This is a genomic window from Enterococcus sp. AZ104 (genome assembly GCF_050546705.1).
Lineage (GTDB): Bacteria > Bacillota > Bacilli > Lactobacillales > Enterococcaceae > Enterococcus > Enterococcus faecalis.
On sequence record NZ_CP172952.1, the window covers coordinates 755,802 to 769,394 of the forward strand.

18 protein-coding genes are annotated in these 13,593 nt (G+C 37.3%); 16 read left to right on the forward strand and 2 right to left on the reverse strand.

Features of this window, described 5'->3' with window-relative positions; all coding sequences use genetic code 11:
- Positions 1 to 78: 78 nt before the first annotated feature.
- The 14 genes from IGJ37_RS03675 to recN all read left to right on the forward strand — a co-directional run bounded on the left by IGJ37_RS03675 (position 79) and on the right by recN (position 10,993).
- Positions 79 to 1,143: a M24 family metallopeptidase gene (locus IGJ37_RS03675; protein WP_325815052.1), complete on the forward strand. Its 1,065-nt coding sequence runs from the start codon at positions 79 to 81 to the stop codon at positions 1,141 to 1,143.
- A 19-nt stretch (positions 1,144 to 1,162) separates the two neighbouring features.
- Positions 1,163 to 1,477, forward strand: coding sequence for a MazG-like family protein (locus IGJ37_RS03680; RefSeq protein ID WP_325815070.1), 315 nt, complete (start codon positions 1,163 to 1,165; stop codon positions 1,475 to 1,477).
- A gap of 332 nt (positions 1,478 to 1,809) precedes the next feature.
- Positions 1,810 to 2,241: an Asp23/Gls24 family envelope stress response protein gene (locus tag IGJ37_RS03685; protein ID WP_002355874.1), complete on the forward strand. Its 432-nt coding sequence runs from the start codon at positions 1,810 to 1,812 to the stop codon at positions 2,239 to 2,241.
- The gene (nusB, locus tag IGJ37_RS03690) at positions 2,234 to 2,686 is read left to right on the forward strand and encodes a transcription antitermination factor NusB (protein WP_002355875.1); all 453 of its coding nucleotides are present in this window, start codon (positions 2,234 to 2,236) and stop codon (positions 2,684 to 2,686) included. Before IGJ37_RS03685 ends, nusB begins: the two co-directional genes overlap by 8 nt.
- A gap of 103 nt (positions 2,687 to 2,789) precedes the next feature.
- Positions 2,790 to 3,635 (forward strand): bifunctional methylenetetrahydrofolate dehydrogenase/methenyltetrahydrofolate cyclohydrolase, encoded by an 846-nt coding sequence (locus IGJ37_RS03695; RefSeq protein ID WP_002403785.1) that lies wholly within the window; start codon positions 2,790 to 2,792, stop codon positions 3,633 to 3,635.
- A gap of 9 nt (positions 3,636 to 3,644) precedes the next feature.
- Positions 3,645 to 4,991, forward strand: a complete 1,347-nt coding sequence (xseA, locus tag IGJ37_RS03700; protein ID WP_002395762.1) for an exodeoxyribonuclease VII large subunit — start codon at positions 3,645 to 3,647, stop codon at positions 4,989 to 4,991.
- A 1-nt stretch (position 4,992) separates the two neighbouring features.
- Positions 4,993 to 5,223, forward strand: a complete 231-nt coding sequence (locus tag IGJ37_RS03705; RefSeq protein ID WP_002355878.1) for an exodeoxyribonuclease VII small subunit — start codon at positions 4,993 to 4,995, stop codon at positions 5,221 to 5,223.
- The gene (locus IGJ37_RS03710; protein WP_002355879.1) at positions 5,223 to 6,104 is read left to right on the forward strand and encodes a polyprenyl synthetase family protein; all 882 of its coding nucleotides are present in this window, start codon (positions 5,223 to 5,225) and stop codon (positions 6,102 to 6,104) included. Before IGJ37_RS03705 ends, IGJ37_RS03710 begins: the two co-directional genes overlap by 1 nt.
- A gap of 13 nt (positions 6,105 to 6,117) precedes the next feature.
- Positions 6,118 to 6,933, forward strand: a complete 816-nt coding sequence (locus IGJ37_RS03715; protein WP_002355880.1) for a TlyA family RNA methyltransferase — start codon at positions 6,118 to 6,120, stop codon at positions 6,931 to 6,933.
- A gap of 365 nt (positions 6,934 to 7,298) precedes the next feature.
- Positions 7,299 to 7,493 (forward strand): hypothetical protein, encoded by a 195-nt coding sequence (locus IGJ37_RS03720; RefSeq protein WP_236691857.1) that lies wholly within the window; start codon positions 7,299 to 7,301, stop codon positions 7,491 to 7,493.
- Between the two features lie 9 nt (positions 7,494 to 7,502).
- Positions 7,503 to 7,856 carry a matrixin family metalloprotease gene (locus IGJ37_RS03725; RefSeq protein ID WP_236691856.1) on the forward strand — a complete coding sequence of 118 codons (354 nt, stop codon included), beginning with the start codon at positions 7,503 to 7,505 and terminating at the stop codon, positions 7,854 to 7,856.
- Positions 7,857 to 7,860: 4 nt separating this feature from the next.
- The gene (locus IGJ37_RS03730; RefSeq protein WP_236691855.1) at positions 7,861 to 8,721 is read left to right on the forward strand and encodes a hypothetical protein; all 861 of its coding nucleotides are present in this window, start codon (positions 7,861 to 7,863) and stop codon (positions 8,719 to 8,721) included.
- Positions 8,722 to 8,852: 131 nt separating this feature from the next.
- Positions 8,853 to 9,302 carry an arginine repressor gene (locus tag IGJ37_RS03735; protein ID WP_002358881.1) on the forward strand — a complete coding sequence of 150 codons (450 nt, stop codon included), beginning with the start codon at positions 8,853 to 8,855 and terminating at the stop codon, positions 9,300 to 9,302.
- A gap of 17 nt (positions 9,303 to 9,319) precedes the next feature.
- On the forward strand, positions 9,320 to 10,993 hold the full coding sequence (recN, locus tag IGJ37_RS03740; protein ID WP_010822634.1) for a DNA repair protein RecN: 1,674 nt from the start codon (positions 9,320 to 9,322) through the stop codon (positions 10,991 to 10,993).
- A 92-nt stretch (positions 10,994 to 11,085) separates the two neighbouring features.
- Here the strand turns inward: recN and IGJ37_RS03745 are convergent, their stop codons facing one another.
- Positions 11,086 to 11,196 (reverse strand): DUF4044 domain-containing protein, encoded by a 111-nt coding sequence (locus IGJ37_RS03745; RefSeq protein ID WP_002383399.1) that lies wholly within the window; start codon positions 11,194 to 11,196, stop codon positions 11,086 to 11,088.
- A gap of 67 nt (positions 11,197 to 11,263) precedes the next feature.
- The gene (locus tag IGJ37_RS03750; protein ID WP_002387038.1) at positions 11,264 to 12,229 is read right to left on the reverse strand and encodes a magnesium transporter CorA family protein; all 966 of its coding nucleotides are present in this window, start codon (positions 12,227 to 12,229) and stop codon (positions 11,264 to 11,266) included.
- A gap of 244 nt (positions 12,230 to 12,473) precedes the next feature.
- On the opposite strand from IGJ37_RS03750, the gene IGJ37_RS03755 reads away from it, so the two are divergent.
- Positions 12,474 to 12,866, forward strand: coding sequence for a DUF3397 domain-containing protein (locus tag IGJ37_RS03755; RefSeq protein WP_002383401.1), 393 nt, complete (start codon positions 12,474 to 12,476; stop codon positions 12,864 to 12,866).
- A 233-nt stretch (positions 12,867 to 13,099) separates the two neighbouring features.
- Positions 13,100 to 13,585 carry a division/cell wall cluster transcriptional repressor MraZ gene (gene mraZ, locus IGJ37_RS03760; RefSeq protein ID WP_002383402.1) on the forward strand — a complete coding sequence of 162 codons (486 nt, stop codon included), beginning with the start codon at positions 13,100 to 13,102 and terminating at the stop codon, positions 13,583 to 13,585.
- Positions 13,586 to 13,593 lie beyond the last annotated feature (8 nt).

Genomic DNA, 13,593 nt, shown 5'->3' on the forward strand with positions numbered 1-13,593 from the left:
AGTTTTTTGGTGATTCATGCTTTTCTGAAGTAAATTTGCTATAATGAAAAATGAGAAAAAAGAAAGAAGGTCGAACCAATGATGGCAAGAGTCGAAAAGCTACGGGAGTTAATGAAAGAAAATAATTTACAAGGATTTTTAGTGACAAGTCCGTATAATTTACGTTATTTAACCAATTTTACTGGGACAACAGGCTTGGCAATGATTACATTAGATAAAGCTTTTTTTGTAACGGATTTTCGTTATACGGAACAAGCTGCGGAACAAGCAACTGGTTTTACTATCGTTAAAAACACAGGACATATTTTTGACGAAGTAGCAGATTTAGCTGAACGTTTGCAATTAGATAATTTAGCTTTTGAAGAAACGCAAGTTAGTTTCGCTGATTATAGCTTATTGGAAGAAATTTTACCATGTGAATTAGTTCCTGTAATGGGTTTGATTGAAGAATTAAGAGAAGTGAAAGATGAAGAAGAAGTAGCGATTATTGAAAAAGCGTGTGCCATCGCGGATCAAGGATTTGCCTTTGTCTTAGAGATGATTAAACCTGGAATGACAGAGATTGAAGTGGCTAATCAATTAGATTTCTTCATGCGGTCAAAAGGAGCCAGTGGTGTTTCTTTTGAGACAATTGTGGCCAGCGGTCTACGTTCGGCGATGCCACATGGTGTTGCTAGCCATAAAGTCATCGAAAAAGGTGAGTTAATCACTTTAGATTTCGGTTGTTATTATGAAGGCTATGTTTCTGATATGACACGGACATTTGCCGTTGGTAGTATTCAGCCAAAACTAAAAGAAATTTATGACATTGTTTTAGAAGCACAATTAAAAGTGTTAGCAGAAGCTAAACCTGGGTTGACGGGCATTCAATTAGATGCGATTGCACGGGATCATATTGCTTCCTATGGCTATGGCGATGCGTTTGGTCACAGCACTGGTCATAGCATTGGGTTAGAAATTCATGAAGGACCAAATGTTTCATTCCGAGCAGATAAACAGTTTGTACCAGGGAATGTGATTACGGACGAACCTGGAATTTATTTGCCAGGAATTGGTGGCGTGCGTATTGAGGACGATTTATTGATTACTGCTGAAGGTAATCGTGTATTAACACATGCGCCAAAAGAATTAATCATTTTATAAAGGTTGGGAGAACAAGGATATCCAAGAGTATCAGCGGTTTATTAGTGCGTTTTATAAAAAACGTAACTGGTATCAATATGATCCGTTTATTCGTTCCAACTTTTTAACAGAAGAAGTCGGCGAAGTTTGTCGGGCCATTCGGACAATTGAAATTGGCCGTGATCGACCGGATGAAACAGTTTTGGCGGATGAAGAGAATCTGGAAAATTTAACGGAAGAGTTAGGCGATGTGTTGGATAATTTATTTATTTTAGCCGATAAATATGACATCTCTTTAGAAATGATTATGCAAAAGCATCGGACGAAACTAATGGAACGTTATCCTGAAGAATAAAGATGTAAAAATAAGAAAGCCAAAATTACTTGGTCTTTCTTATTTTTACGTCTAAAGGCTTGAATTAGAAATTTATGACAAGAAATTATCTGTTCTTTTAGTCAGAACTTAGCTTTTCTGGTAGCGAAATAGGCTAATTAATGATAAACTAAGAACGAGTATTGATAAGCAAAATTTGGACGTTCTTTCACAACTAACTGAAGAAACCAGTGTTGTTTTAATTTTTAAGAATCATCCGTTGCTTAAAAGAGAATCCTTAAGAGACTTAGTGATTCATCAAATAAATCGTTTATTTAACGATTTTGTGCGTAATAGATAAGGAGGACAACCAAATGTCAGAAGAAAAAAATCTTGTAATCAATGCAAACGATTCTTTAGGAGAAATCGTGATCGCTCCTGAAGTCATTGAAGTAATTATCGGAATCGCTGCTTCAAAAGTAGAGGGCGTTTATGGGATGCGTGGCACGTTCGCCAATAATGTGAATGAATTATTAGGCCGTGCAGCACACGGCAAAGGTGTATATTTACGAACAGAAGAAGAAGGCTTAAAAGTCGATATCTATTGTTACTTGAACTACGGTGTTTCTGTGCCAAAAGTTGCGTTAGAAATGCAAGACCGTGTGAAACAACAAGTCTTATTTATGACAGACATTGATTTAGTTGAAGTGAATATTCATGTTGTAGCGGTAGTACCTGAAAAAATCCCTCAACCAGACTTAAATGAATTATTCCCAGAAGATGAAGATGGAGAAGAGAATGAGTAAAACAGAATTAACCCGTCACGAGATTCGTGAAAAAGCGCTCCAAGCCCTTTTTCCTTTAGATTTTAATGCTGATTTAACCAAACAAGATGCCATTGATTATGCATTGGCTTATGATAATCGGGAAATCGTCAGTGAAGATGGCGAAGACCTAGTCCCTACGTATTTAGATTTACTTGTCGGCGGTGTGTGTAGCCGCAAAGCAGAACTAGACGAAGTGATTACGAACCATTTAGGTAATAACTGGTCTATGCAACGCTTAGCAAAAATAGATATTGTTATTTTACGTTTAGCTATTTTTGAAATGCTATACGTTTCAGATGTGCCAAACATTGTGGCATTAAATGAAGCCGTTGAGTTAAGTAAAAAATACAGCGACGACCGTTCACGTAAATTTGTTAATGGTGTGTTATCAAATGTAATGAAAGAAATTGATTCAGAGGCGTAAGCTCTGAATCTTTTTTTACTATCTAACTGGTGTTAAGATACTGGGTTATATGCTAAAATAAATACTATTAAAGAAGTAAAGAAACAATAGAGGGAGCGAAGGAATGAGTACAGTAATTAACGGTCGTGAATTAGCAGATCAAATGCAAGCAGAGATTCAAAAAGATGTAGAAAAGATGACACAACAAGGCATCCAACCAGGATTAGTTGTTTTATTAGTTGGGGAAAATCCTGCCAGCCAAACGTATGTGAGAAATAAAGAACGTGCAGCAGCCAAAATTGGCATTCTGTCAAAGGTCGAAAAACTGCCAGAAACTATTTCAGAAGAAGAATTATTGGCTGAGATTGACAAATATAATCAAGATTCACGCTTTCATGGCATTCTTGTACAACTACCTTTGCCAAAACATATTGATGAAGAAAAGATTTTATTAGCGATTGATCCCAAAAAAGATGTAGATGGGTTCCATCCAATGAATTTAGGCCGTTTGTTTGTAGGCAAACCGGAAATGATTCCTTGCACGCCGTATGGAATTATGAAGATGTTTGAAGCTTATGATATTGATTTAACAGGTAAACGTGCGGTGATTATTGGTCGAAGCAATATTGTTGGCAAGCCAATGGCACAATTATTGTTAATGAAAAATGCGACCGTGACGATTGCCCATTCTAAAACTGAACATTTAGCAGAAGTTGCAAAAGAAGCGGATATTTTAGTTGTAGCAATTGGACGCGGGCATTTTGTCACCAAAGAGTTCGTGAAACCAGGTGCGGTAGTGATTGATGTGGGTATGAATCGCAATCAAGAAGGAAAACTGATTGGTGATGTAGCATTCGATGAAGTTTCTGAAATTGCAAGCTATATCACACCAGTTCCCAAAGGTGTTGGCCCAATGACGATTACCATGTTAATGTATCAAACAGTCGAGGCAGCAAAAAAACAAAAGTAAGGTGAAAAAATGACGCAACAGTATTTAACAGTAACAGCCTTAACGAAGTATTTAAAACGTAAATTTGATGCAGACCCTTACTTAGGACGTGTCTATTTAACAGGTGAAATTTCGAACTTTCGCTTCCGAGCGAACGCGCATCAGTACTTCAGTTTAAAAGATGATCATGCGAAGATTTCTGCAATTATGTTTAAATCAGCCTTTCAAAAATTGAAGTTTCAACCAAAAGAAGGCATGAAAGTCATGGTGGTGGGGCGGATTTCGCTTTATGAAAACAGCGGTTCCTATCAAATTTATATTGAACATATGGAACCAGATGGTGTAGGTGCACTTTATCAAGCATTGGCAGAATTAAGAGAAAAACTAGGAAAAGAAGGACTTTTTGAAGGGCCTAAACAACAGTTGCCTCGTTATCCCAAACGAATCGCTGTGGTTACAAGTCCTAGTGGTGCTGTTATTCGGGATATCATTACGACAGTCAAAAGACGGTATCCGATTGCACAACTGGTCCTTTTTCCAACCTTGGTCCAAGGCGATCAGGCGGCGGATGACATTGTGCGGAACATTCAGCGAGCCGATGCGCAAGGCGATTTTGATACGATGATCATCGGCCGTGGCGGTGGTTCAATCGAGGATTTATGGCCATTTAATGAAGAAAAAGTGGCTCGGGCCATTCATGCTGCCACCACACCGATTATTTCATCGGTTGGTCACGAAACAGATGTGACAATTGCCGATATGGTAGCAGATGTTCGTGCAGCAACCCCAACGGCAGCAGCGGAACTAGCGGTACCAGTTTTAAATGAAGAACTATTAAGAATTAGTGAACGGCGTAGTCGTTTAGAACAAAGCTTTTTATATCTCTTACAACAACGAACAGAACGTTTCCAACGACTACAAAACTCTTATGTGTTTAAGCAACCTGAGCGGCTTTATGAAGGTCAAACGATTAAATTAGATCGAATGACGCAACGTCTTTTCCAAGCAATGACAACAATTCATCACCAAAAACAACGTCAAGCCCAAGGAATTATCGCTCAATTGCAACAACAGACACCAAAGGGACAATTAAGAGAAAGTCAGCAACAATTGGCATTTTTACAACGAAACTTGCAAACACAAATGACACAATTGTTCCTAAACAAACAAAAGCAATTCACGTCTGCTGTTCAACAATTAGACTTACTCAGCCCACTCAAAATTATGGGTCGAGGATATAGTTATACTACAAAAGAGGACCGTGTCGTTAAAACTGTTACCGAGTTACAGCCAGCAGATCAATTAACGATTCATTATGCTGACGGTACAGTTCAAGCAAACGTCGAAACAATAACAGCGAAAAAAGAGGAGTTTTAACATGCCAGCAAAAGAAAAAACGTTTGAAGAATCATTAAATGCCTTAGAAGAAATCGTTCAGCGCTTAGAACGAGGAGATGTTCCTTTGGAAGAAGCCTTAGCTGCCTTTCAAGAGGGCATGGCATTAAGTAAACAATGTCAAGATACATTGGAAAAAGCGGAAAAAACTTTAACGAAAATGATGACAGAAAACAATGAAGAAATTGTTTTTGAAGAGAGCGAGGAAGCGTAATGACGAATTTTAGTCAACAGCATTTACCGTTGGTTGAAAAAGTCATGGTCGATTTTATCGCAGAATATACTGAAAATGAGCGTTTGAAAGAAGCAATGCTCTACTCAATACACGCAGGTGGCAAACGATTACGCCCGCTATTAGTGTTAACAACAGTGGCCGCTTTTCAAAAAGAGATGGAAACGCAAGACTATCAAGTGGCTGCCTCTTTAGAGATGATTCATACGTATTCATTAATTCATGATGATTTACCAGCAATGGATGATGATGATTTACGTCGTGGCAAACCAACCAATCATAAAGTGTTTGGTGAAGCGACTGCCATTTTAGCAGGGGACGGCTTATTAACAGGCGCGTTTCAGTTACTTTCTTTGAGTCAATTAGGCTTAAGTGAAAAAGTTTTACTGATGCAACAACTGGCAAAGGCAGCGGGGAATCAAGGCATGGTTGCCGGCCAAATGGGTGATATTGAAGGAGAAAAAGTCAGCTTGACTTTAGAAGAGTTAGCGGCTGTTCATGAAAAGAAAACTGGAGCGCTAATTGAATTCGCCTTAATTGCTGGGGGCGTATTAGCCAATCAAACAGAAGAAGTCATTGGTTTACTGACACAGTTTGCGCATCACTATGGCTTGGCTTTTCAAATTCGTGATGACTTATTAGATGCCACAAGTACAGAAGCAGATTTAGGTAAAAAAGTAGGCCGAGATGAAGCGTTGAATAAAAGTACGTATCCAGCTCTTCTAGGGATTGCTGGCGCGAAAGATGCGCTAACACATCAATTAGCAGAAGGCAGCGCTGTTTTAGAAAAAATCAAAGCAAATGTTCCCAACTTTTCAGAAGAACATTTAGCAAACTTGTTAACTCAGTTACAATTGAGATAGAAAGAAGGCACTTATGAAAAAAGAACGCGTCGATGTCTTGGCGTTTAATCAAGGACTATTTGAAACACGAGAAAAAGCCAAACGCAGCGTGATGGCTGGTTTGGTTTACAATGATAAAAATGAACGTTTAGATAAACCAGGGGAAAAAATTTCTGTGGAGACACCCTTACATACTAAGGGCCAAGTAATGCCTTATGTTTCTCGTGGGGGCTTAAAACTAGAGAAGGCACTAAATGTTTTTGCAATCAACGTTCAAGGCAAAACAATGTTAGATATTGGTTCCTCCACAGGTGGTTTTACCGATGTTGCTTTACAAAATGGGGCTCGTTTGAGTTACGCTTTAGATGTTGGCTATAACCAACTAGCATGGAAAATTCGGCAAGATGAACGCGTGGTGGTAATGGAACGTACCAATTTTCGCTATAGTAAACCTGAAGATTTCACCGAAGGGGTGCCGGATATTGCAACGATTGATGTTTCCTTTATTTCATTACGCTTAATTTTGCCACCTCTCCATGATATTTTGAAAAAAGGTGGTAGTGTGGTGGCGTTAATTAAGCCACAATTCGAAGCTGGCAAAGAGTTTGTTGGGAAAAAAGGAATCGTGCGTGATCCAGAAACCCATCAAATGGTTGTGGAGGAAATTACACGCTTTGCCATGAATAACGGTTATGATGTGAAAAACTTAGATTTTTCACCAATCACTGGTGGCGAAGGAAACATTGAATTTTTGGCACATTTAGTTTCTGTTGAAGGAGAAGGATCCTATCAAGCGACAGAATCTATTGAAGAAGTTGTCGCGCATGCGCATCAAAAATTAGCGGAATGATGAGAAAGGCAGCAAATTTTGTAGACTAAGCAATTAAATAAAAAGGGATCTGAGACAGTCATTAGAAGTATAGCTGTCTCAGGTCCTTTTTTTATTTTATAAATGAATTGGTGAGACATTTAATAATGATAGAAAGGGATTTGAATAAAAATAGTCGTTGAATTGAACTTTATTAGTCCTTTTTTATCGTGATGAAATAACATTTTTAAGATATGTATCCTTTAAATAATAATTAAAAAAACATTGAAAATATTATTTAATTTTATTTTAATTTACTGGTGTATTTTTTAATGTTAAACTAAGGATAGTTCTGATCAGACAAACTATTTTAGTAAGACCAAGTAATTGAATAGAGAGGTAAAAAAATGAAAAAAATGAAGTTATTAATTTCTGGTTTTTTTGTAGCAATCGTTTTGGGTACTGGTGTTGATGCATTTGCAGCCTCTAGGTTTTCTGGCGTATTATCGAGAGGAATTAATGGAATTAGTTATTGGTTAGGACCAACCGCAACATTTGGTAATACCGATACAGCGATTAGAAATTGGATGTATACTCCGTAGGGGAATCCTTTGTATATTTATAAACAAGGAAATAACTATGGGACATCAATTGATTTTTATTCAACAAAGTTAAATCCGGGAATAGGTGGGGTTACAGATTTTTTTGATGGCAGAGACAGGATGATTGTAACTGGGATGCGAGAAGCTCCGCGAATAAACTATTACTATGCTAAAATTAATTATAATACTATGTATTCACGAGCTTCATCGATGAAAAATGGGACTATTGCTAGACATGAAATTGGGCATGCGCTCGGAATTGCACATTCAAATGGCATTATGACACGTTCTGTAAGTACTAATACAAATCTTGCTGTTGATAAACCGAATAATGATATCTTAGCAAGAATATATGGGTGGTGAAAAAATGAAAAAAAATCCCATAGTATTTTTGGTAGCGCTTTCTTTGTTGGCGTGCGCTTTCTTAATGATTAATTTCGTTAAAGAGAACGAGAAGAAACAAGTTGCTGCTGAAAAAATAACAACGACTTCCAATTCATTAAAGAAAAAAGCCTTGAAAAATAGTATTGATTCTTCAGAAAGAAAATATTATTCATATCTTGATGAAATTGACCAAAGTAAGGTTATTAATCAATCCGGTGGATCGCAACGACTGTTAATGTATAATCCTGAAATCCCAAAAGATATCCAATCTTTGTCAACAAATATTGTTATTGGCAAAGTTCTTTCTTTAGATAAAGCAGACGCGCCTGCTAATGATCCTAGTAGTCCCTATAATGGAGAAATCTATCCATGGACATTTGGGAAAATCCAAGTACTAAAAAATATTCAAGGCGAATTAGCATCTACGATTGAATTTGCGCGACCAGGTGGCATTATGGAAGAAGGGCGAATGTTTTTAAATGATGCGAAAGAAAATGTTGATAAATTGAATCGTGGGCGTGCAACAAGACGAATGGCGCCAATTCAGCAAAGTCGTCAGCTTGTTGAAATACTACAGTATGAAGGAGATTTTTATTTAGAAGCTGGTGAGACCTATTTGTTTTATGTTTATTGGGATAAGGAATGGAATAAGGGGTTAATAATGGGCTATCAATACGGTTCTTTACGTTTAGAAGACGAGCAGCAACCTGCTGAAGAATTAACCCAAAGGAATCGCCGAGCGATTGGCAAAACGTGGAATGTTGTCAATGAATCAACCAAAGAAACGACTAATTTAACTACCTATTTAAAAGATGAATTAGGAATTGAACTTCCAGCAGAATAGAAGTAGAGAATAACAAAAAGTCAGCGGAGCTTCCCTTGCTTTTTGTTATTCTTTTCTTTGTTTAGTCTTTTAAAATGCATAAAAATAAGCTATGATGAGGGCAAGAGTAAACTGAAAAGGAGAGCGGCGCCATGAGAAAGCAAGATAGACACCGTTTAATTACACGTTTATTGACTGAAAAAAATATTCAAAAGCAAGAAGATTTTGTCAACTACTTACAAGAAAAGGGCGTAGCTGTAACACAAGCAACAATTTCTCGCGACATTAAAGATATGAAACTGATCAAAGTTCCTTCTGCAGAAGGGGGTTATCGATATAGCCTTCCATTAGAAACACAAGCTAATACGAGTGCTAAACTTGCAAAGCTTTTAAAAGATGCCTTTGTAGCTGCAGAACAAATGGAAAAATATGTCGTATTACGAACCATTCCTGGCAATGCGGCGGCGTGTGGTAGTTTAATCGAAAAGAATTACCAAGAGAAACTTTTTGCCGTCATCAACGATGATGATAGTGTTCTCATGATTGCACGAACTGAGGAAGCAGCAGAAAAACTTCATAAAGAGCTGTTAAGCTATCTATAAAGAATGAGGTGAACAAGATGTTACAAGAACTTTCCGTGAAAAATTTTGCGATTATCTCTTCGTTACAATTAGAGTTTCAAATGGGTATGACCGTTTTAACGGGAGAAACGGGTGCGGGGAAATCCATCATTATTGATGCAATGGGATTACTCACAGGCGGACGCGGCTCCAGTGACTATATTCGTCAAGGAGCAAATAAATGCACCTTAGAAGGACTTTTTTCAATGCCGAAAAGTCAAGAATTAAAGAAATTATTAGAAGAATTAGGTATTGAAACAGAAGAAGATTCTTTAGTGATTCAACGAGATATTTCCGCTTCTGGTAAAAATGTTTGCCGTGTCAACGGACGGATTGTCAACATTACTAATTTAAAAAGAATTGGGGAATATTTAGTAGATATTCATGGCCAAAACGAACATCAAGAATTGATGCAAAGTGAACGCCATATTGATATGTTAGATGAATTTGGTGGGAAAAAACTTTTAGCAGTCAAAGAAAAATATACACAGGCGTATCAAGAGTATCGCGCACTCGAAGCCAAAGTCAGAAAGCGACAAAAAAATGAAAAAGAATTTGCCCAAAGAATGGACATGCTTCATTTTCAAAGTGATGAAATTGCTAGTGCACAGTTAGTGGCTGGCGAAGAAGAACAATTGCTAGAAGAACGCAATAAACTGAACAATTTTCAAAAGATTGCTGATGCACTGACGATTAGTTATGCCGCGCTAAATGGTGAAGACGATAGTAGTTTGGATAAAATCGGAACAAGTATGAATGAACTCGCTTCGATTGAATCCCTTGATCCAGAATATAAATCATTGTCAGATACTGTTCAAAATGCCTACTACTTACTACAAGAAGCTAGTGGAGATCTTTCTAGGTTAATTGATGGCTTAGAACTAGACGAAGGTCGCTTGAATGAAGTAGAAAATCGTTTGGAATTAATCCGTCAAATGAAACGTAAATATGGTGATTCGATCGAAACGATTTTATCTTACTATGAAGAAATCACCAAAGAGTTAGCAGAGGCTGATTTTTTGGAAGGTGGTACAGGTGACTTAGAAGCGTTGCTTGCAGAGAAACAACAAGCGGCTCATCAACAAGCGTTAGCTTTACGAAAAGAACGAAAGCGCCTAGCCAAAGAGCTCGAACAACAAATTTTAACCGAATTAAAAGAACTATATTTGGAGCGAACTGAATTTGAAGTCCGCTTTACAGAGCTTGAGCATTTACAAGAAAATGGCTTAGACGGAATAGAATTTTATATTACTACTAACCCAGGGGAACCATTAAAACCGTTAGTTCGGGTGGCTTCTGGCGGAGAACTTTCGCGAGTGATGTTGGCTATGAAAACAATCTTTTCTCAAACGCAAGGGATCACTAGTATTGTTTTTGATGAAGTGGATACAGGAGTCAGTGGCCGAGTAGCACAGGCGATTGCCGATAAAATTTATCAAATTTCAGAAAATTCGCAGGTGTTGTGTATCACGCACTTGCCACAAGTGGCAGCCGTTGCCGATGAACATTATTTTATTGAAAAAGAAATCGTGGCGGGTCGGACAGAAACAAGCGTCCGAATTTTATCTGAAAAAGAGCGAGTAAACGAAATTGCGCGTATGCTCGCAGGAAGTGAAATTACGAAATTAACCATTGAACATGCACAAGAGCTGTTGGCGATGGCGAAAAAATAGCCGCTCTATTTGAGCAAGTAAAAAAAAACAGCCCCTTCAATTGATAGAAGGGGCTGTTTTTTTACTTTTAATGTGTGAAAAAGTTCTCCAGTTTAAAGACTAAGAATCGCTGTTAAAACAGTTGAACCTACAATTGCGATCAGCATTAGCCAAACCACGACTTTCGTGATTTTTGAAAAGCGACTTTGTTCTTTGTCGTTCATAAATGACACGTCCTTTTTAATTTCTGCTAATAGTGTACAACCTTTTCCTGAAAACAGCAACCTAAAGTTATAAGAGATTCTTTTTCTTTAAAATTCGAATACTAATTACGCAGATTAAGGTAGTGATGGCAAAAATAATCCAAAAGGAATATTCATGCTCTGCAAAAGGGAGTTTCACATTCATGCCGTAAATTCCTCCGATGATGGTCGGAATGGTCAGGACAATTGTTAAGGATGTTAAAATTTTCATGACATTATTTAAGTTATTTGAAACGATTGCTGAAAAAGTATTACTAATGTTATCAACTAATTTTAGTTGTATTTTAGTCGTATTCAGTCCTTGTTCTAGTTCAATCAGAATATCCCTTAAAAATGGCAAATGTTTTTCTGGATGATTAAAAATTTCAGCGCTATATAAACGTTTTAATACTTTTAAATTATCCGTTAAAGCTGCTTCGAAATAAACTAGACTTTTTTGAATGTCCATAATCTGATACAATTGACTATTTTCTGTGGCTACTTGGAGCTCTCCTTCAAGTTTGTTGGTTTGTTGGATAAGTGCTTGTAAGTTTTTATTGAAGGAAAGGGCCATCTTCCATGAAAGGGCTAAAATTAAGGCCTTCTCAATAGAAAGATCTTGATGGGTGAACGCCTCTTTTTGAATCCCATGAACGATGTCGTTAGGCCCGTTGCTAACAGTAATTAGTTTGTTATCGATGGTTGCGATTAAAGCAATCGGCACCGTTTCTACTTGCAGATAGCCACTAGGACTGATACTAGCTTTGGGATAACGAAATAAAAGTAACGTAGGCGTTTGTAATTTTTCGTGGCGGAAGCCTTCCACTCGAGCATTTTCTTCATCATCTAAAACGCCGGTAAGATAATCTGTTGGTAAGTGGTATTGATTGACGAGACGCTCGATTTCTTCTTCTGTAGGAGATTCTACCGAAATCCAACTTAGGGCTTCATCGTCTGGTGAACAAGGTTCAAAATAGTCATTTTTCAATAATAAATAATTAATCAAAAGATTCACCCCGAATCAACATTTTTTGTTCTAAATCCATTATAATAGAAGTATGACACAATACGAGAAGAAAAGCTTATAAAAAACATTCAAAAATAAGTGGCCGCGATAGGTGAGGCCTCGTTTTGAAAATGGTTTGATAAGTAATCCGTTTTTTATATGAAAAAGCAAGCAAAAAGGGCTTTTAGCACATATATTTAAACGAAATGAAACATCTGTGTAACGTTGATGAAGTATAGTTATAGCAGGTGGAATGAAAGGATTTGTTGAGAGAATGGTGTCGTTTTCGGCAATAATGTTATTTTGGTATATTTTTCCGGTAATTGTGCTCTTTGCGTGCAATTTTCTCGTGTCCACTTTTTCCCTAACGGAACGTTGGAAAATAAAAGCACCGGATTTGGCCATTCCGTTTTTATTCATAGGGATCCATGAGTTATCCAAAGATAGTTATGATGAATCGATTATGCCGTATTTTGTGATTTCTATTTTGTTATTAGGAGTCGCTGTTGCCCTGTTTCAAGCTTATTATTATGGAGAGATTTTATATAGACGATATTTCAAGATGTTTTGGCGGTTGACGTTTTTACTAACGTTTGTGTTGTATGTGTTGCTTATCTTGCTAAATATCAGTCATTATCTACTGTAATAAAGCGTGGAGACAATAGGGGAAATACGCTGTGGGAAAATGTCCCCCACAACTCCCCACTCCGTGGGGTTTTTTTGTTATTTTGGGGGTTATTTGATAAAAAACATAGTAAAAACCTTGTTATAATAACATTTTTTGTTGGATGATGCTTGTTACATAAAACCCTGTAAATATTACAGAAATTTTAAATAACAGTTAAAAAATAGAAGTTTTTAGATTTATAGTGGTAGAAAGTGGTGGGATGTGGTAGACTTGTTCTATCAAGTGGAAAAGCGGGTGTATTGGCTATGCTTATGGGTGAATACCAACATAATATCGATGCCAAAGGCCGCCTAATCGTTCCATCAAAGTTTCGTGAGGAACTTGGTGAAAAATTTGTGGTAACGAGAGGGATGGATGGCTGTTTATTTGGTTATCCTTTAAATGAATGGTCACAACTTGAAGCAAAACTTCAAGAAATGCCCTTAGCTAAGAAAGATGCACGTACCTTTGTACGATTCTTTTATTCCGCTGCAACAGAATGTGAGATTGATAAGCAAGGTCGTATCAATATTCCAGCGAATTTACGAACACATGCCAGTTTAGAAAAAGGCTGTGTTGTTATCGGCGTCTCTAACCGAATTGAAATTTGGAGTGACGAACGTTGGCATGCATTCTCTGATGAAGCTGAAGAAAACTTTGATGAATTAGCAGAAACAATGATTGATTTTGGATTTTAGGAATGAGG